The 19,975-nt window shown below is 61.3% G+C and carries 12 protein-coding genes; 1 reads left to right on the top strand and 11 read right to left on the bottom strand.

Translation table 11 applies throughout. The features are described 5' to 3' along the window. Positions 1-44: 44 nt before the first annotated feature. The 11 genes from infB to CD932_RS25660 all read right to left on the bottom strand — a co-directional run bounded on the left by infB (position 45) and on the right by CD932_RS25660 (position 16,562). The gene (infB, locus tag CD932_RS25610) at positions 45-2,906 is read right to left on the bottom strand and encodes a translation initiation factor IF-2 (RefSeq protein ID WP_094445691.1); all 2,862 of its coding nucleotides are present in this window, start codon (positions 2,904-2,906) and stop codon (positions 45-47) included. A gap of 46 nt (positions 2,907-2,952) precedes the next feature. Beyond that, positions 2,953-4,518 carry a transcription termination factor NusA gene (nusA, locus tag CD932_RS25615; protein ID WP_094445692.1) on the bottom strand — a complete coding sequence of 522 codons (1,566 nt, stop codon included), beginning with the start codon at positions 4,516-4,518 and terminating at the stop codon, positions 2,953-2,955. Next, positions 4,515-5,003, bottom strand: coding sequence for a ribosome maturation factor RimP (gene rimP, locus CD932_RS25620; protein WP_094445693.1), 489 nt, complete (start codon positions 5,001-5,003; stop codon positions 4,515-4,517). Before rimP ends, nusA begins: the two co-directional genes overlap by 4 nt. Positions 5,004-5,338: 335 nt before the next feature. After that, positions 5,339-7,453: a 23S rRNA pseudouridine(2605) synthase RluB gene (rluB, locus tag CD932_RS25625; protein WP_094445694.1), complete on the bottom strand. Its 2,115-nt coding sequence runs from the start codon at positions 7,451-7,453 to the stop codon at positions 5,339-5,341. After that, positions 7,446-8,234 (bottom strand): SMC-Scp complex subunit ScpB, encoded by a 789-nt coding sequence (gene scpB, locus CD932_RS25630; RefSeq protein ID WP_094445695.1) that lies wholly within the window; start codon positions 8,232-8,234, stop codon positions 7,446-7,448. Before scpB ends, rluB begins: the two co-directional genes overlap by 8 nt. A gap of 390 nt (positions 8,235-8,624) precedes the next feature. Beyond that, positions 8,625-9,644 carry a glucokinase gene (locus CD932_RS25635; RefSeq protein ID WP_094445696.1) on the bottom strand — a complete coding sequence of 340 codons (1,020 nt, stop codon included), beginning with the start codon at positions 9,642-9,644 and terminating at the stop codon, positions 8,625-8,627. A 309-nt stretch (positions 9,645-9,953) separates the two neighbouring features. Continuing rightward, on the bottom strand, positions 9,954-10,916 hold the full coding sequence (locus CD932_RS25640; RefSeq protein ID WP_094445697.1) for a VTT domain-containing protein: 963 nt from the start codon (positions 10,914-10,916) through the stop codon (positions 9,954-9,956). 27 nt (positions 10,917-10,943) lie between these two features. After that, complete coding sequence (locus tag CD932_RS25645; RefSeq protein ID WP_094445698.1) at positions 10,944-12,635, bottom strand: ABC transporter ATP-binding protein; 1,692 nt, start codon at positions 12,633-12,635, stop codon at positions 10,944-10,946. An 8-nt stretch (positions 12,636-12,643) separates the two neighbouring features. Next, complete coding sequence (locus tag CD932_RS25650) at positions 12,644-13,756, bottom strand: ABC transporter permease (RefSeq protein ID WP_094445699.1); 1,113 nt, start codon at positions 13,754-13,756, stop codon at positions 12,644-12,646. A gap of 9 nt (positions 13,757-13,765) precedes the next feature. Beyond that, complete coding sequence (locus CD932_RS25655; RefSeq protein WP_094445700.1) at positions 13,766-14,704, bottom strand: ABC transporter permease; 939 nt, start codon at positions 14,702-14,704, stop codon at positions 13,766-13,768. Between the two features lie 28 nt (positions 14,705-14,732). Beyond that, entirely contained in the window at positions 14,733-16,562 is a 1,830-nt protein-coding gene (locus tag CD932_RS25660; RefSeq protein WP_254926766.1) for an ABC transporter substrate-binding protein, read from the bottom strand. A 612-nt stretch (positions 16,563-17,174) separates the two neighbouring features. Between CD932_RS25660 and CD932_RS25665 the strand changes: the two genes are divergently transcribed. After that, entirely contained in the window at positions 17,175-19,970 is a 2,796-nt protein-coding gene (locus tag CD932_RS25665) for a TonB-dependent receptor (RefSeq protein WP_254926767.1), read from the top strand. Positions 19,971-19,975 lie beyond the last annotated feature (5 nt).

Below are 19,975 nucleotides of genomic sequence, written 5' to 3' on the forward strand. Positions count from 1 at the left end.
GTGTTGTGCGCGGACAGATCACTGTCCGCGCTGTTCTTCCGTAATTACAAGGTACGAGCGATTTCCTGCACTTCGAACACTTCCAGGGTGTCGCCAACCTGGATGTCGTTGTAGTTCTTCAGCGACAGGCCGCACTCGAGGCCGGCGCGGACTTCTTTGGCGTCGTCCTTGAAGCGTTTCAGGGACTCGATCTCGCCACTCCAGACCACGATGTTGTTGCGCAACAGGCGCACCGACGAAGCACGCTTGACGACGCCATCGGTGACCAGGCAACCGGCAATCGCGCCGACTTTCGAGACCAGGATAACCTGGCGGATCTCGACCTGGCCGATGACCGTTTCGCGTTTCTCTGGCGCCAACATGCCCGACAGCGCCGAACGGATCTCGTCGATCGCATCGTAGATGATGTTGTAGTAGCGAATGTCCACGCCGTTCGACTCGGCCAGCTTGCGCGCCTGGGCGTCAGCACGGGCGTTAAAGCCGATGATGACCGCTTTCGAGGCGACCGCCAGGTTGACGTCCGATTCCGTGATGCCGCCAACGGCTGCGTGTACAACCTGCACGCGCACTTCCGAGGTCGACAGTTTCTGCAACGAGCCCACCAGTGCTTCTTGCGAACCCTGCACGTCGGTCTTGATGATCAACGGCAAGTTTTTCACTTCGCCTTCGGCCATCTGGTCGAACATGTTTTCCAGTTTCGCGGCTTGCTGCTTGGCCAGTTTCACGTCGCGGAACTTACCTTGACGGAACAGACCAATTTCACGCGCCTTGCGCTCGTCGGCCATCACGACCACTTCTTCACCGGCGACCGGCACTTCGGTCAGACCCTGGATCTCGACCGGGATCGATGGACCGGCTTCGGCAATCGACTTGCCGTTTTCGTCCAGCATGGCGCGCACGCGGCCATACGAAGAACCGGCCAGGATCACGTCGCCACGGCGCAAGGTACCCGATTGCACCAGGATCGTTGCGACCGGGCCACGGCCCTTGTCCAGACGGGCTTCAACCACCAGGCCACGGGCCGGCGCATCGACGGGCGCTGTCAGTTCCAGCACCTCGGCCTGCAGCAGCACTTGCTCGAGCAGCTCGTCGATACCCTGGCCGGTTTTGGCCGACACCGGCACGAATGGCGATTCGCCACCGTACTCTTCCGGCACGACCTGTTCGGCAACCAGTTCCTGCGTCACACGGTCAACGTTGCCACCCGGTTTGTCGACCTTGTTGATCGCCACCACCAGCGGTACGCCGGCAGCTTTCGCGTGGGCAATCGCTTCTTTCGTTTGCGGCATCACGCCATCGTCGGCGGCAACCACCAGAATCACGATGTCGGTTGCCTTGGCGCCACGGGCACGCATGGCGGTAAACGCTTCGTGACCCGGGGTGTCGAGGAAGGTGATCATGCCGCGTGGCGTGTCGACGTGGTAAGCGCCGATATGCTGCGTAATGCCACCGGCTTCGCCCGACGCCACTTTGGCGCGGCGGATGTAATCGAGCAAGGAAGTTTTACCATGGTCGACGTGACCCATGACGGTGACCACCGGTGCGCGCGGCTTGGTTTCGAAGTGCGCGTGTTCGCCCACATCGGCCAGCAGGGCTTCCGGATCGTCCAGTTCGGCGGCAAACGCCTTGTGGCCCATTTCCTCGACCAGTATCATGGCCGTTTCCTGGTCCAGCACCTGGTTGATGGTGCACATCTGGCCCAGTTTCATCAAATGCTTGATGACTTCGGAAGCCTTGACCGACATCTTGTGCGCCAGTTCGGCAACCGTAATGGTTTCCGGCACGTGCACATCCTTGATGACGGCTTCAGTTGGCGCCTGGAAATTCGTTTCGCGGTCGTCATGGTGCGTCGGGCGACGGCCCTTGGCGCCACCACGCCAGCTGTCACGGCCGGCAGGGCCGCTATTGCCGCGTGGCTTGGGACCGCCGGTGGTGCCGCGTTTTTTCGCGTCATCGGACCAGGTGGACGATACATTGGCCGACTTGATCGATTTCTTGTCTGCCACGGCAGGCTTCTTGTCGGCTGGCTTGTCGCCAGGCTTCTTGTCGGCCGGCTTGTGCAGCGTGCCTTCGGGCGCCTTCGGCTTGACCGGGACAGGCACTGGTTCAGGGGCCTTGATGGCGCGGCGTGGCGCGTTCATCATGGCCTTGATCTGGGCGACCTCGTCCGCCACGGCCTTGCGGGCACGATCGGTGGCTTCGGCTTTTTCAGCGGCTTCCTTGGCGGCGACTGCGGCAGCGGCAGCTTTTTTCTTCGCTTCTTCGGCGGCGGCGGCTTTTTTCGCTTCGGCGGCGGCGTCGTCAGCCACTGGCGCGGCAGCGCTGGCAGCAGGCGCGGCGGCAGCCTTGGCGGCAGCTTTCTTCGCTTCGGCGTCGGCTTCTTTCTTGGCGGACAGTTCAGCCTGTTGCGTGGCTTTCGCCTGGGCTTCTTTTTCCGCGTCGAGCTTGGCCAGACGTTCCTGTTTCTCACGCAGATCGGCTTCCTGGCGTGCGATCAGTTCAGCTTGCTTGCGAACTTCTTCTTCACGACGCGCCACTTCGGCGGGATCGATCACCGGTGCGGCAGGCGCAACCGGTTCAGGCGTGGCGGCAGGCGCCGCTTCGTCACGCTGGACGAAGGTGCGTTTCTTGCGCACTTCCACCTGGATGGTGCGCGATTTGCCGGTTGCATCGGCTTGCTTGATCTCAGTCGTTTCCTTGCGGGTCACGGTGATTTTCTTCTTTTCTGTGTCAGCCGCTGCGCCATGGGTGCGGCGCAGATGATCCAAAAGCTTGTCCTTATCATCTTTCGACAATGGATCTGACGTCGAACTTTTCTCGACGCCGGCAGAACGCAGCTGCGTCAGCAGCAAATCTGCAGGCATCTTCAGTTCGGTGGCAAATTGGGCTACGTTGTTACTCGCCATTCAGTCCTCTTTTCTATGTGTCGCGGAGATGATAAAGATACTCAAATTAAGCCTTTGCGGATTCAGCCAGACTCCATGCCTTGGCTTGCAGCGCCTTGGCACGATCGTCATATTTCGAGTCAACCAACTTCATCTCATCGTCGGTCACATCTTTAAATTCACTTGTAATCAGTTCACGCGCACGGTCCGCAGACAAGGCCAGGATTGCGCCAACTTCGTCATATGCCAGTGCTGCAAATGCTTCAACGGTCTTGATACCAGCCAGACCCAGCTTGCCAGCGGTGACGCGGTCCATGCCTTCCAGACCCACCAACGCCTCGTCCATGCCTTCCAGTCCCTCTTCCGAAGCGATCGCTTCGGTAACGAGCGCATCACGCGCACGGGTACGGAGTTCATTGACGGTATCTTCGTCAAACGATTCGATTTCCAGCATCTCGGAAATTGGCACGTAGGCGATTTCTTCCAGACTGGCGAAACCCTCTTCCACCAGAATGTCTGCAACTTCTTGGTCCACATCGAGCTTTTCCATGAACAGGATGCGCACGGCAGCCGTTTCCTGGGCAGCTTTGTCGGCCGATTCTTCGGCCGTCATGATGTTGATCTTCCAACCGGTCAGGTCGGCGGCCAGGCGCACGTTCTGGCCGGAACGGCCGATCGCGATGGCCAGGTTCTCTTCGTCGACCACCACGTCCATCGCGTGCTTTTCTTCGTCGACCATGATCGACGACACGTTCGCCGGCGCCAGCGCGCCGATGACGAACTGCGCCGGATCTTCCGACCACAACACGATGTCGACGCGCTCGCCACCCAACTCACCGGTGACAGCCTGCACGCGCGAACCGCGCATGCCGACGCAGGTGCCGATCGGGTCGATGCGCTTGTCGGCCGTGTAGACGGCGATTTTGGCGCGCACGCCGGCATCGCGGGCGGCCGATTTAATTTCCAGCATGCCTTGTTCGATTTCCGGCACTTCCAGTTCGAACAGCTTCATGATGAATTCCGGCGCGGTGCGCGACAGGATCACCTGCGGGCCGCGCATGTTGCGGTCGATGCGCAGGATGAAAGCACGCACGCGGTCGCCGATGCGCAGATTCTCTTTCGGGATCATCTGGTCGCGCGGCAGGCGCGCTTCGATCTTGCCGGACTCGACGATTGCATCGCCGCGTTCCATGCGCTTGATGGTGCCGGTGACGAGCGAGTCGCCGCGTTCCAGGAAGTCAACCAGGATCTGTTCGCGCTCGGCGTCACGCACGCGCTGCAAAACGACCTGCTTGGTGTCTTGCGCAAAGCGGCGGCCGAATTCGACGGACTCGATCGGCTCTTCGATATGGTCATCGACTTCGATGTCGGCGATCTGTTCTTTCGCTTCGAAGTGCAGGATTTCCTGATCCGGCAGTTGCAGGCCGGCTTCGTCAGGCACGACGTGCCAGCGGCGGAACGATTCAAATTCGCCCGAATCGCGGTCGATCGAAACGCGGATGTCCACTTCACCCTCATATCGTTTCTTCGTGGCTTGCGCCAACGCGAATTCGAGGGCGCCGAAGACGACATCTTTATCGACGTTTTTTTCGCGCGCCAGCGCGTCTACCAATAATAAAACTTCGCGACTCATGCTTTGCGTCCCTTAAAAACCACCTGCGGCACCAAGCGTGCCTTATCCACATCGGCGAGCGTAAACTCCAACATCGCCGGACCATCCTTACCTTCGAATTCCAACGACAAATTCTCGCCCACGGGTTCTTGCAAGATCCCCTGGAACGATTTCCGGTTGTTCGTACCCGGCATCGCCACGCGCAGCTTGACGATGATTTCCTGGCCTGCGAAACGGACGAAGTCTTCCAGCTTGCGCACCGGCCGGTCCAGGCCCGGGGAAGAAATCTCGAGACGCTCGTAAGGAACGTTCTCTACCGTCAACACATGCGATAACTGGTGACTCACCGTGGCACAGTCTTCGACCGTGATCGGACCTTTTTCAGCGGCATCGGCGGCGCTGAAATCAATAAAGACGCGCAGCATTCCGCGCTCGGCACGTTCGACATCAACGAGCTCATAGCCCAGACCTGTGACTGTCTTTTCAATTAATCCCAACTGCTGCAAGAAATTCTCCAGAAATAAGGCCCGTTTTCGCCCGATATCGCGCCTGGCAGCGCCAGACACTGGGCAAAAACACGCATTCAATCATATATGGCCCCTCGCGGAGCCATGACAAACGGTTCAACAAAAAAAAAATGGGCATCTGCCCATCTTCTTGTATTTCCCCAACCAGATGAAAGCACTCTCTACCGAACAACCCTGCGGAGAACTTTTATTAGGCTGCAGATTATAACCTCTTATTAACTTCGCTGCAATGCCGCACATGCGACCATGGCCGACTTACAACAGTTACAAGAGCGCGCACCCACGCAGAAAAGCGGGTGCGCTACAAGTATTAATTAACCTTTGGTGCGGCGGCGCGGCATGCCATCCATGCCACCGCGCGGCTGGCCACCGGATCGCACCTGGCCGGCACCACCACCACCACCAGTACGGCGCGGGCCGGTATTGGCAAAGCCGAACGTGGTTTGCAACGGATCGGGCTGGCGTGGGCCGCGCTGCGGTGCGCGGTCAGCGCCACCGGGACGGCCCTGGCCACCCTGGCCGGCCACACGCGGAGCGCGTCCCTGCGGCGCACCGTCGAAGGCAGCGGCCGAACGCGGCTGACCGCCCTGGAACGGGCCTTGCGGCTGGCCACGGCCAGGACCGCGCGCTTCGCCGGGACGGCCCATGCCGCCCGGGCGGCCCTGGCCCTGGCCTTGTGGGCGGGCAAACTGACCGCCGCCTGGCTGGCCACGGCGCGGCGCGACCGGGAACGGATCGGCGTTGCGGTTGCTGACATCGATGCGGTTGCCGTTCGGCTCGTCATCGCGCTCCTTGCGGTCGACCTTGCGCGCGTCGCGCCCTTTCGCGGCGCCAGCGGCGCGTGGATCACCGGAAGCCGGCATTTTCTTTTCGATGCCGTAGGCGGCCAGCAGGTCGCGTACGGTATTTTCTTCCATCTCTTCCCAGCGGCCGCGTTTCAGGCCACTTGGCAAGGTCATCGCGCCGTAGCGGGTACGGATCAGGCGCGAGACGGTCAGGCCGATCGCTTCGAACATGCGGCGCACTTCGCGGTTACGGCCTTCGCCGATCACCACGCGGTACCACTTGTTGATGCCTTCGCCGCCACCATCGGCGATCTTCGAAAACTGCGCCAGGCCGTCTTCAAGTTCGACGCCGGCCAGCAGTTTCTGGCGCATGCCTTCTTCCAGTTCGCCCAGGGTACGCACGGCGTACTCGCGGTCGATGCCGTAGCGCGGGTGCATCAGGCGGTTGGCCAGGTCACCGGAGGTGGTAAACAGCAGCAAGCCTTCGGTATTGAAATCGAGGCGGCCGACGGCCAGCCATTTGCCGGCCTTCATGGTCGGCAGGCGGTCGAACACGGAAGGACGGCCGTCCGGGTCGTTGTGGCTGACGATTTCGCCGGCCGGCTTGTGATACACGAGCACGCGCGGCGGCTTTTTGCTGACGCGGCGCTGGATCAGTTTGCCATTGATGCGGACATGGTCCGACGGCAAGATGCGCTGGCCGATATGGGCCGGCTCGCCATTGACGGACACGCGGCCCGAAATGATCAGGTCTTCCATGTCGCGGCGCGAACCGAGACCGGCTTCGGCCAGCACCTTGTGCAGCTTGGGTGCGTCGTCGTCGGAGGTCAGGTCGCGGCGCACGGCGGTTTTCTGCACGCGGCCGGTGCCGCCCTCTTCGCTGTCGAACGCGTCGGAGGTGACGAACGAGAAGATCGCATCGGCTTCGTTCAGTTTGCCTGGCGCAGCCTGGCGGCCCTTGCCCTTTTTACGGCTCTTGCCGGCGTTCTTGCCGGTGCCCGGCAGATCGTTGCGCGGCTGGCGCGGCTGGCGCGCTGCGGAAACGAGGTTGCCTTCGGCGTCGAACACATCGGCGACCGGCGCGGCGGGTTCGGCTGCAGCTTCCTGCGGTGCGGCGTCAGCTTGTTCCGCCTTCCCGGCCTTCTGGCGCGGCGGCTGGCGCAACGCGCGTTCGGCTTGCCGTTCGGCTTGCACGCCGCGCATCTGGCGCGGCCCACGCGTGGCGCGGGTTTCCTCGGTTTTTTCCACGACTGCTTGCGGCGCGGTTTCGGCCTCAACCGCAGCGGCCTTGGCGGCGGCGCGCGCGCGCGGTGGGCGCGGCGCCGGCACGGCAACGTCGGCAGGCGCGTCGGCGGCGGCAGCGTCAGGCGGCGCTTTCGGCGCGGCCTTGGCGCGGGCTTTCTTGACGACTGGCGCGGCCTCGACCACCTCGGCGGCGGGCGCGACGATAGCAGCGGCGGCGGCGATCTCGGCCTTGGTGCGGCGCTTCGGCTTGGCGGCCGGCACGGCATCGGCTATGGGCGCGGCGGCGATGCTGCCGGCAGCGGCGTCCGCTTCGATCTGAGCCTTGGTGCGGCGCTTGGGCTTGGCAACGATGACGTCGTCGCTGGCGGGTACTGTCTCGGGTGTGTTCGGATTATTCATTGTTCGTTTCTTGGCTGTGCTGACCTGGCGCAGCGTCAGCCGTTAGTTCTGGCGCAGGGTCGTGAGTATAGGCTTCGCTCGCGGGCGAAGCATCGGGGCCGGCATCAGGGCTTGCTGTCACTATTGTCACAGCCGTACTGCTACCCGCACCAAGCGGTACTGCAACGTTATTGGTTGCTTTGTCAAAATTTTCCTGCAGGGCCGCTTCCAGGGCTTCGAGCCCGTTGCCCTGCATGTCGCTGATTTGCTGCAACGGCGGCAGCTGGGACAGCGAACTCAAACCCAGGTCATCCAAAAACTGTCTGGTGGTGGCCAGCAAGGCCGGCCGCCCCACCACGTCGCGGTAGCCGACCGCATCGACCCAGCCGCGGTCTTCCAGCATCTTGATCGTCTGCGAGTTGACGGCCACGCCGCGAATTTCTTCGATATCGCCGCGCGTGACGGGCTGGCGGTAGGCGATAATGGCCAGCGTTTCCAGGGTCGCCCGCGAATACTTCGGCGGGCGCTCCGGGGTCAGCCGGTCGAGGTAGATCTTCATTTCAGGACGGCTCTGGAAGCGCCAGCCCGACGCCAGGCTGACCACTTCGATGCCGCGCCCTTCCCATTCCTGCCGCAACTCCTCGAGCAACTGCTTGATCGTATCGGCGCCGACGCCGGCGCCGCGTACGCGGCCATTGTCGTCGGCATCGACGAACAGCTTTTTCAGGCTGTGGATCGTCAGCGATTCACGCGCGCACAGCAGCGCTGTTTCGAGGACTCTTTTGGCCTCAATGGTGTTCATAGCAATTCTGTGCGGATATGTGTTGCAATTCGTGTGCAGAGAAAGAAATCAAAACGTTCATTTCAACGTAACAGATGGCAGGCATCACTGACGATGTCATGCTGGGTTACAAGTTGAGGCTGTTTTTCCGACGCCTTGGCCTAAGCGCGCAAAGCGGGAGTCTTGCGGATGCGATGAATATCCTGCGATCCATGGCGCTGGCCTTAAATAACCAGCAATGAAACGATTTTCCGGAGCAGCTGCTTCATCTGTGCCGGCGCCGGGCGCCGGGCGGGTGAGACAGTCGTCGTTTCATCCAACGATGCCAATTGTACCTGATAAAAAGCGGAAAAGCGCAAAACCGGGCAAAACAGCCATTTGCCCGGCGTAAACGCTACAGATCAGTTCACCTTATTGTGCGGACAGTTTTTCGGCCAGGATGGCCGAGGTGCCGAGAAAAGCCGGGTATTGCGCGGTAATGACGAAAGTGGGCACCTGCGACACGTAATTGGCAAAGCGGCCCTTGCGTTCGAAACGGGCGCGGAAGCCCGAACGGTCGAAGCGCGCGCCGAGCCGTGGCACGATGCCGCCGCCGATATAGATGCCGCCCAGCGCGCCCAGGGTCACGGCCACGTTGGCGGCCACGGTGCCGAGCATGCAGCAGAAGGTTTCGATGACCTCGTCGCACAGCGTCGATTCGCCGGCCAGCGCGCGGCGCGTGATTTCGGCGGCCGGCAGTTGCTCGTCGGCTACGCCAGCGCGGTCGGCCAATGCGCGGTAGATCAGCTCCAGGCCATCGCCGGAAATCAGGCGTTCGGCCGAGACGTGCTCGAATTCGCGCCAGGCAAACTGCAGAATCGACACTTCGAGTTCATTGAAGGGGGCAAAGTTGACATGGCCGCCTTCGCTTTGCAGCGCGATCCAGCCGCCGTGCGACGGAATCAGGCCCGACACACCGAGGCCCGTGCCGGCGCCGATCAGGCCGATGGCCGTATTCGGGCGCGCGGTGCCGGCGCCGACCTGGCGCTTTTCATGGTCGGACAGCATCGGCACGGCGCGCGCCAGCGCGGTGAAATCGTTGACCACCTCGAGCGTGACAAAACCGCACTCTTCGCGCATGGCGCGGATCGAGAACGACCAGTGATGGTTGGTCATGCTGAGGAAATCGCCGGCGACCGGGTTGGCAATCGCAATGACGGCATGGCGCACGGCCTGGCCACCGGCGGCGGCCACTTGCGGCAAGGCCAGATAGGCTTGCAGGGCGGCGGCCAGGCTCGGGTAGTCGGCGCACGGCAGCACTTCCACCTGGCCGATCTGGCCGGCAGCCACTTCCAGGGCAAAACGGGCATTCGTGCCGCCTACATCGGCCAGCAGGCGCGGACCATCGGCGTAGGCGGAAGTGGGCAATGCGGGAGTAGACGGAGCGCTCATGATTTTAAGTGTAAGTGGGACGCATGGGACGCCCAGCTTAAAGGATGAATGAGCTTCGAGGCAAGTAAAGTTTGTAGTTTAAGTACATCAAAAGCCGCATTTATCGGTAGTTCCACTCCAAATACGACAAGCCAGCTGGCAGCACCAAGTCGACGCAAGTGCTCACACTCAGAACAGCCATCAAATCATGCTGCATAGCAGCAGAAACCAGGCACCACAACACCGCTGCCCACTGCCCCGCGTGGCGCCGTGATGCATGACGGTTTGTTCGTATTTTCGTAGGATTACTACCAAATTCCGACAACGAAATCAGGAGGCCATGCCTTCCTTGAGCAGGCCGGCACTGGCCGGCTCATCGGAACGGTAGACGGCGTTCCAGGCGTCGAGGCCGCCATGGAGCGGCTTGGCGCGGTGAAAACCATGTTCGTTGAGCAGCTTGGCCACCTGCGCAGCCGTCACGTCGTTGGGGCAGCTGCAATAGACGATGATATGGCGGTCCTTGTCGAGGCCGATCAGGGCCGGCACCGGCTCCTTGCCATTGAAAAACAGGGCGCCCGGCACGGCAGGGGCCAAAGCTTGCGCCGTGACGCTGCGCGCGTCGACCATCAGCGGCTCATGGCCCTGCTCGATCAGGTCCAGCAACTCGCTGATGCTGATGCGTTCGATCTGCAAGGCCTGGCGGAAACGGCGGCGCTCCAGGTACTTATACAGCAGGAACAGACCCAGCAAGGTCGCCAGCACCAGCAAGGCCGTGCTGCCCATGGTGCTGAGCAGGTCCAGCACTTTTTCCACGCTGGCGTGAAAGATCACGCCGATCAGGATGCCGGTGCCGCACCACAGCAAACCGCCGAGACCGGCATACAGGAAGAAACGCGACGCGGGCGTACCCATGGCGCCCGACATCGGCGCGGCAATCGTATTAAAACCAGGCACGAACTTGGAGACGATCAGCGCCTTCGGGCCCCAGCGCTTGAATTTGTCTTCCGTCTGGCTGACGCAATAGTCGGGCGACAGCGAAATGCGGCACAGCAGGCGCAAGATGCGCTTGCCGAAATGGCGCCCCGCCCTGAACCAGGTCAGGTCGCTGATCAAACACGCCGCCAGGCCGGCAGCCAGCACCAGCGCGCCATTCATGTCGCCATCGACCGACAAGGCACCCGCCACTACCAGGATGGGAAAGGCGGGAATCGGCAGGCCGAGCTGCTCCACCAGCACGATCCCGAAGACGATCAGGATGCCGTAATGTTCGAGCAGGAAGATAAGGTTGGGCATGGACGCTATCTTACCGCAAAAGCTCGCTCAGATTTGCACGCCTCTCGGTATGGCGCTGAGCAAGGTCCGTGTGTACGGATGCACCGGATTGCGGTACAACTCGTCCGAATCGGCCAGTTCCACCACTTTGCCCTGATGCATCACCATCACCTGGTCGGCGATATATTTCACCACCGACAAATCGTGCGAGATGAAGATGTAGGACAGGCCGAATTCGTCCTGCAAGTCCTGCAGCAGATTGAGCACCTGCGCCTGCACCGATACGTCGAGCGCCGAGACGGACTCGTCGCACACGAGGATTTCCGGCTGCATCGTCAGGCAACGGGCAATCGCGATGCGCTGGCGCTGGCCACCCGAGAACTCGTGCGGATAGCGGTGAAACGCCTGCTCCGGCAAGCCGACCTTATCGAGCAGCCAGTAGGCCTTGGCGATGCGCTCCTGGTCATTGGCGCCGATCTTGTGGATGCGCATCGGCTCAAGCAAAATCTGCCCCACCGTAAAGCGCGGGTTGAGCGACGCATACGGGTTCTGGAAAATGATCTGGATGCGGCGTTTATAGGGCAGATACTCGCGGTTCGGCATGGCGATCAGATCCTTGCCGTGGAACATGGCGGTGCCGCCGGTGGCCTGGTGCAGTCGCAATAGCGTCAGGCCCACGGTGGTCTTGCCGGAACCGGACTCGCCCACCACGCCCAGGGTCTTGCCACGCGGCAGGGTAAACGACACATCCTTGACGGCCTGGAACTCGCGCTTGCCGAACAGGCCCTCGCGCATGTAAAAGCTCTTGCTCAGGTTCTTCACCACCAGCACCGGTTCGTCGCCCGGCGTATAGCCGCGCGAGCGTTGTTTGATTTCCACACCGGGGCCGGCCTTGCCTTCCATATAGTCCGCAATCACCGGCAAACGCCAGGGCCGCTGGTCCAGCGACGGGCGGCAATGCAGCAGCGCTTTGGTGTACGCATCGTTTGGCGCCTCGAATACCTGGCGCACTTCGCCGGTTTCGCGCACTTCGCCGTGGCGCATGACGATCACCTGGTCGGCGATCTCGCCCACCAGGCCCAGGTCGTGGGTAATGAACAGCACCGACATCTGGTGTTTCTTTTGCAGCGCGGCGATCAGGTCCATGATCTGTTTCTGGATCGTCACGTCGAGCGCCGTGGTCGGCTCGTCGGCGATCAGCAGTTTCGGCTCGCAGGCGATCGCCATGGCGATCATCACGCGCTGCTGCTGGCCGCCCGACATCTGGCTCGGATAGGCGTCGATCTTGTTGGCGGGGTCGGGAATGCCGACTTCATCGAGCAGCGCCAAAGTGCGCGCCCGCGCCTGCTTGCGGTTCATGCCCATGTGCTGGCGCAGCACTTCGGCGATCTGGAAACCGACCGTAAACACCGGGTTCAAGGAGGACATCGGCTCCTGGAAGATCATCGAGATATCCTTGCCGCACATCTTGCGCCGCTCGCCGATCGACAGCTTGAGCAGGTCGCGCCCGCCAAAGAAAATGCTCGATTGCGGGGCGATGATGGTGTTGTCCGGCGGCAGCAGGCCCATCACGGCCAGCGAACTGACGGACTTGCCGCTGCCCGATTCGCCCACCAGCGCCACCGTGCTGTTGCGCGGCACGTTAAACGAGATGCCCTTGACGGCTTCAAACGTGGTCTTCTTGTCGAGGCGGAAGGTGACGCGCAGGTCGCGTACTTCCAGCAGATTATTCTGGTCCATGGGCACTCCTATTTCACTTTGGGGTCGAGCGCGTCGCGCAAGGCATCGGTAAACAGCGAGAACGCCGTCACCAGCACGGCCATCGCCGTGGCGGCGGCTGTCAGCTGCCACCATTTGCCCAGGATCAGTTCATTTTGTGCCTCATTGAGCATGCTGCCCCACGAGACGGTGCCGACCGGCACGCCAAAGCCAAGGAAACTCAGAATCACTTCGGCCTTGATAAAGCCCACCACCAGGATCGACATCTGCACCAGCGCCACGTGGCTGACGTTGGGGAAGATATGCGAAAACATCTTGCGCCAGTGCGAGGCGCCGATGGCGTCGGCCGCCATCACGTATTCGCGTGCCTTGTGCTTGATGTATTCGGCGCGGATCAGACGGTACGGCCCGGTCCAGCCGGTCAGCCCCAGGATCAGCACGATGGTCAGCACGCCCTTCTGCTGCAACACGGCCGCCACCGTGAGGATCATCAGAATCGAGGGGATCGAGGTAAAGATGCTGTAGAACCAGTTGAAGAAATCATCGACCAGGCCGCCAAAGTAACCGGAAACGGCGCCAAAAATCGTGCCCAGCACCACGGCCAGCAGGGCCGCCACCAGGCCCACCACGATCGAGGTCTCGCCGCCCTTGATGGTTTTTTGCAGCACATCGTGGCCCCATTTGTCGGCGCCGAACGGCAGGGTTTGCGCCTTGTGGGCGATGACTTTCTTGGTCTTGCCCATGCCCGCGCGCAAGGCGGTGAGTTCGGCGGCCAGCGGATCGGCCACACCGTACATCTCGACGCCGGCCGGGGCACTGTTGCCCATCTGCGCACGCAGTTCGGCGATATCGCCGGCCAGGGGGTCGAGCACATTGACCGGCGTAGGCAGATTGTTCTCGTCGCTGAGGGCAATCGCGCCGTCCGCACCGGCGACGACCGGATCGGCGCCGGCAAAGGTTGGCGGCGCATAGCTGACGGCCACTTCATCTTCCCAGTTGGCGCCCACCAGGCCGCCGGCGGACGCCAGCACCAGCAGGAAAAACGCGCCGACCACGGCCAGCGATAGCATTGCAATTTTGTCGCCGCGCAAACGGCGCCACGCCAGGGCCCACAGGCCCGGCGATGTATGAGGTTTCGACATCGTCACTTCCTACTTCAGTTGGACACGTGGATCGACCGCCTGGTACATCAGGTCGGTCAGCAGATTGAAGAGCATGGTGGCGGCGGCAACATACACGGTGATCGCCTTGATCACCGGAAAATCGCTGCGCTCGACCGCCAGGATCACTTCGCGTCCGATGCCGGGAATGCCGAAGAAGCGTTCCAACAGGAATGCCCCGATCAGCAACGCCGGCAGGTTGGACATCACGTAGGTAATGATGGGAATGGCGGCATTGCGCAGCACGTGGACCCACATGATGCGCCCTTCCTTCAGGCCCTTGGCGCGCGCCGTGCGCACATAGTCCTGGTTCGCTTCGTCGAGCACAAAGGTGCGGAACAGGCGCAGGGTCGGCGCGATCGACACGGCCAGGCCGATCAGAATCGGCAAGGTGGAATAGCGCAGCAGGTTTTCCCAGAAGCTGTCGCCCCAGCCCTGCACCGGGAACAGGCCCAGTTTGTAGGCAAAGCCGTACTGGAACACGATGATGTAGACCAGAATGGAAATCGACATGCCGACCGTGCAGGCAATCATCACGGCGCGGTCCGTCAGCGAGCCGCGCACGAAGGCGATGGCCAGCGCCAGCGCCACGCCGAAAAACGTTTCCAGCACCGTCAGCGGGATCAACACCATCATCGACGGGCCAAGACGCGAGGTGATGATATGCGAAACGGTCTCGCCGGTGGCCCAGCTCTGGCCGAAGTCAAACGTGACGATCTGCTTGATGAAGATCCACAGCTGTACGTAATACGGCTGGTCGACGCCGAGCTGGCGGCGGATATTGGCGATGCTCTCGGCACTCGACATTTTGCCGGCGAGGATATACGCCGGGTCGCCGCCAACCCAGTTGAACAAGATAAATACCAGCAGCACCACGCCCAGCATGGTCGGCAGCATCTGCCACAGGCGGCGCAGGATATAAGCAAACATAATGATTCCTTGTTGTTATAAATTGCGCTTATTTTTTGGCGGGCGCGACAGGAGCGACCGGTGCGCCCGTGCTGTCGATATCCATAAAGGCCCATTCCTGGAACAGGATCGGATGCTTCTTGTAGCCCAGCACCGTTTTTTGCGCCAGCATATTGCGGTAGCGCGCGTAGCCGATCAAAGCGCCCGCATTGACTTCCAGGCGGCGCGCCATTTTATGGTACAGCTCGTCGCGCTCGGGGCTGGCCGGCATGGCCTGGCTGGCCGCATACCATTTGTCGTATTCCGGGTCCTGGTAGCAGCCGTTGTTGTTCTGGTGCGTGTTGGGACCGTAGAACAGCTGCATGAAGTTGTCGCCATCCGGATAATCGGCCAGCCAGGGCGCGGTGCGCGTCTGCATCTTGCACTGCTTTTCCGTCTTTAAAATGTCGGAAAAGATCATGCGGTCGTTTTCCATGCGGATACCCAGCGAGTTATACGTCTTGCGCCACATTTCGGCCTGCAGCACGCCATTGGCTTCGTTGCGCGAAGCATAGCGGATCACCAGCTGTTTGCCGTCCGGCAACGTACGCCAACCGTCGGCGCCCTTCTTGTAGCCGAATTTGTCGAGCAGTTTGTTGGCCAGCACCGGATCGTATTGCAGCAGGCTTTTATAGTGCGGATCGTAGCCGACCACGCCCGGCGGAATAGGATAGTCGAGGCGCTTGGCCTGGCCGTTCCAGATAATGCGGATTTCCTCGTCGATATTGTGTGCCATGGCAATGGCGCGGCGCAGGGCGATTTTTTCCTTGCTGAAACCACCGAGGACCGGGTCTTCCATATTCCAGTAGTAGTAGCTGATTTCCGGGTCCAGCAGGCGCGACAGTTGCACGCCCTTCTCGGCCAGTTCCGGGCGCAGCTTGCCGTTGAGCATCGCTTTCGGCGCCAGCGGGCCGTCGAGCCAGAATACATCGGTGCCGCCGCTCTGGAACGACAGCCAGCGCGACTGGTCTTCGATCATGACGGTGATCTCGATGCGGTCGATGGCGGGAATCGACTTGCCCTGCATCTGGCGCACGATGCGCTGGTCGTCCGGATCGTCGCCGGCCAGGAAATTCCAGGTTTCAGGCAGGTGCTGCGGGTTCTTGTTGAGGACGATGCGGTTGCCGCGCGTCCACTCCCCCAGCGTGTAGTAACCGGTGCCGACCGGGTTCGAGCCGACCTCGCCCTTCACGTCGCCGTACTTTTCCACCACTTCGCGCGCCACGGCGGCGGTCGGCACATAGGCCAGGATCATGGGGAAATTGAAGTCGGTCTTGGTCAGCGTGATACGCAAGGTATAGGGATCAAGGACTTCCAGCCCGGCCACTTTCTTGCTGTAGTCAAACTTGTTGGTCCTGGCTGCCTCTTTCGCCAGCTCATCGAGGCCGACGATCTTGCCTTCGAACAGCCAGCTGTGCGGCGAGGCCAGGCGCGGATCGAACAGCCGCTTCCACGAATACACATAATCGGCCATCGTCAGTTCGCGGCGCTTGCCGCCAAAGGCTGCGTCGGGCGTGTACAGCATGCCTTTTTTCAGGCGGATGGTATAGGTCTTGCCGTCGCTCGACACTTCCGGCATGGCGCTAGCGGCTTGCGGCACCACCTTGACGGGGCGCGCCAGATAATCATAGGTGTACAAGGTATCGAACACGGCTTGCGTGACGTGGTTCGAATACAGGTCGCGCGCGGTGGCCGGATCAAAGCCCGTCTCGGCGGCCGGCAGGATATAGCGCAGCGTCTTGACTGGCCTGGCGCTGGCCGGGGCGTCGGCAGCGGCCAGCAGTGGCAGGGAACTCAGGCAGGCGAGCAGCGCCAGGCGCCGCATCCATGGTGACTTCATGTAATACCCTTCATCTCGATTATCTGTCGCACCGTATTGGTGCGCTTGTACTGACTTTCCCCTGGGATACAGGAGTCCACCGCCAAAACCAGTCCATCCACGCAAGATCTGTGCCTTGTCACCAGCCATTGCGTCGGCCGTCTTGGCTGACCATCCTGACTGTCCGAAAAACGCGTAACGATAACGCATATTGCGCATGCCAGGCAAAAAGCTGCACGGCCGGGGCCGACATGCGCCAGTGCAATCGCCACTGCCTGAAAAATATTCCGCACTGCAACAATGAAAACCCTGGCGGGCGAAATGGCATGTATGTAGAAACTCGCACATGCAAGAATAAAAAGAATTTCAGGCAAAGGAAAGAAACCCTGCATTGCACTGCAACATTCATTACATTGTAAAAAATGAACGAAAAAAATATTCACACTTGGCTGTTGTTTCCATGATGAATAACCATTGTTCCACTGTTGACAAGGTTTCTCGCCAGATGGTCTGATGACTCTCGGTGTTTTAAAAAACACCGTGCAACATCAACGACTGCCGACGCAGCAGTCATGTTCATAACAAGCAAAAGTTGGCCGTACACGGCCGATCAGTGACACTTCAGGAGAAAGAATGATGATGGAAAAAGTGATGTCCCGCTCGGTACGCCTGATCTGCTCGGGCAGCGTGGCAGTGGCCAGCCTGGGTCTGATGGCGCCAGCAATGGCACAGGACGCCAGCATCCAGCGCGTCGAAGTGACCGGCTCCAGCATCAAGCGCGCGACGGCAGAGACCGCCTCGCCCGTGCAGATCATCGGCCGTGACGACTTGATGAAATCAGGCAAGGCCACCGTCGCCGAATACCTGCAAACGCTGACTGCCGACGGCGCCGGCTCCCTGCCTACCGGTTTCGGCAACGGCTTTGCGGCCGGCTCGACAGCGATTTCTCTGCGCGGCCTGGGCGCCACCTCGACGCTGGTGCTGCTCAATGGACGCCGTATGGCGCCATTCGCGCGCGCCGATGATGGCCAGAAGAGCTTCACCGACCTGTCCACCGTGCCGATGCAGATCGTCGAACGGATCGAGATCCTGAAAGACGGCGCCTCGTCGACCTATGGCGCCGATGCGATCGCCGGCGTGGTCAACATCATCCTGCGCAAGGATTTCCAGGGCGTGGCCCTGAAAGCGGACACCGGCATCTCCGGTGATGGCGACGCGAAGCAACATCGCGCGTCGATGACCTTCGGCAAGGGCGACCTGGAAAACGACAAATACAACTTCGTCTTCAATGCCGAATACAGCAAGTCGGACATGCTGATGAACCGCGACCGGGCCGACCGCAAATGGATAGGCCAGGCAGACCTGCGCCCCTATGGCTATCCGATCGGCACGCAGTTTGCAGGCGGCTACATCAACGGCACCAACGATGCGAATGCATCGCCGACGGGCCTGATCCGCGATCCGAATACGCTCAACTACGTGTCGTTGCCAGGCTGCGCCGCGCTGTCGGCGTCCTCGCCGCAGGATCCAAAAGGCGGCTGTGTGTGGCACCACGACCAGTTCCGTTCGATGCAGCCGAAGATCGAGTCGATCAACCTGTACACACGCGGCACCTGGCAAGTCAATGCCGATACCCAGGTGTATGCGGAGGCGGGCTACTCGAAACGCGATACCGCCTTCACCCTGATCCCGCCGTCGATCACGCCGACCATCGCCTTCCCGCCAAACGCGACCAATCCCACCGGCGTGATCAACTACGGTTCGGGTGACGGCACTACCATGGTGCTGGCGGCCAACCATCCGCAAAATCCGTACGGTGTGCCGGTACGCGTGCGTTACCAGGCCTTCGACGTCGGCGCCAGCACGCGCCAGGCTAACAACGAGTTCAACCGCATCGTGCTCGGCATCAAGGGTACGGCCGCCGGCTGGGACTATGACGCCGGCTACACGCACTCGGAATCGAAGCTGCACCTCGACTACAGCAACATGCTCAACATGGCGGTCGTCAAGGATGCGCTGGGCAATCCGAAGAGCCCCTACTTCCCGTACTACATCGGTGCGCAGGCCGGCAGGAATCCCGCCTCGCTGTACGCCGCGATGGTCACCAACGCCACCTCGGACTCGACCACCAAGCTCGACATCATCGACTTCAAGGCCACGCGCGAGCTGATGCAACTGCCAGGCGGCGCCATGGGCCTGGCGGTTGGCGCCGAGCACCGCCGCGACAAGCTGGACAATCCATCGCTGTCCGGCACGCAAACGGGCCAGATCAACTCGAACTATGTGGCCGCCAAAGGCGACAGCAAGGTCTCGGCCGTGTATCTGGAAGTGCTGGCGCCGGTGATCAAGACGGTGGAACTGTCGGGCGCCGTGCGTTACGACAAATACGACCGTTTTTCGTCGACCACGCCGAAACTGGGCGCCAAATGGACGCCTTTGAAAACCTTCGCCTTGCGCGGCACTTATTCGGAAGGTTTCCGTGCGCCCGGTCCGGCAGAAAGCAATGCCGACTCGCAATCGACCGGCACCTCGACGGTACGCGATCCGGTGCGCTGCCCGAATGGCACGCCGCTGCCTGGCGCAACATCGACCGACTGCTCCGCTTCCGTGGCGGCCGTCAAGATTGGCGACCCGAGCCTGAAGCCGGAACAGTCGAAGGGCTACACCCTGGGCCTGGTCTGGGATCCGTTCGACGGCACCAGCCTGTCGCTCGATGGCTGGAAGATCAAGCGTGAAAACGAGATCAACCCGCTGCCATACATCCAGGCAGCCGCCCTGCCGACTGCGATTCGCGCCGACAACAACCTGACCATCAACGGCGCCGTCGTGCCTGGCACGGGTACCTTGTTGATCACCAAGGCGCCGTACCGCAATTCCAGCTTCACGGAAATCAAGGGCGTCGACCTCGACCTCAAGCAGCGCGTGCGCCTGGGCGACTACGGCCGCGCCATGTTCGGCCTGACCTGGACCCATGTAGCATCGTGGGTGCGCGCCGAGTCCGATACGGTCCGCTACCAGTACGCCGGCACGCATGGCAACTGCGACACGTCGAACTGCGCCGGCACGCCAAAGAACAAGATCAACCTGACCGGTTCCTGGGACATCGGCAACTGGAATCTCAGTGGCGTCGTCAACTACCGTTCGGAGATGAAAAACACCTTGTTCAGCGGCAATGGTTGCGCTTCAACGCTGGCCAGCGGTGCAGGTGCGCCCAACGGTTGCAAGATCGCGTCGTTTACCACGCTCGACCTGTCGACACGCTGGAACGTCAGCAAGCACGTGCAGCTGTACGCGTCGATCAACAACGTGACCGACAAGATCGCGCCGCTTGACCCGCTGACGTATGGCGGCATGAGCTACAACCCGATGGACGCCAGCGGCGCCATTGGCCGCTACTTCAAACTGGGCGCCAGCTACACCTTCAACTAAGCACC

This window comes from Janthinobacterium sp. PC23-8 (assembly GCF_002250505.1).
Lineage (GTDB): Bacteria > Pseudomonadota > Gammaproteobacteria > Burkholderiales > Burkholderiaceae_D > Janthinobacterium.